The organism is Xenorhabdus santafensis (assembly GCF_033949405.1).
GTDB lineage: Bacteria > Pseudomonadota > Gammaproteobacteria > Enterobacterales > Enterobacteriaceae > Xenorhabdus > Xenorhabdus santafensis.
This window is the reverse complement of the sequence record NZ_VCDN01000460.1, coordinates 1-283: the sequence shown is the minus strand read 5'-3', so window position 1 is coordinate 283 and position 283 is coordinate 1. Positions and strand designations below refer to the sequence as shown.

The following is a 283-nucleotide window of genomic DNA, read 5'->3' as shown; positions in this document are numbered from 1 at the left end:
ATTAATTAAAGAAGAGCGCTATGAGCGATTTACAAATAAAAAATTACAAATTGAACAGGAAAAGGAACGTTTAAGTAGCATTATTATTAAACCACGTCCTGAAGTTCAAGAATTAATTCGCAATATTGGCGGAAGTGAATTGAAAGATGGAATACGTGCAAGTGACTTATTACGTCGTCCAGAGATGACATATGAGCATATTCATCTTTTAGTACCAAGCGAAGTAGAATTAAGTGATGAAGTTACGGAACAAGTTGAAATTCAGACTAAGTATGAAGGCTAT

The 283-nt window shown here is 33.6% G+C and carries 1 pseudogene; it reads left to right on the top strand.

The annotated features are described in order from the left end of the window. A pseudogene (gene gidA, locus FE392_RS23075) lies at window positions 1–283 on the top strand (tRNA uridine-5-carboxymethylaminomethyl(34) synthesis enzyme MnmG); the annotation flags it as partial.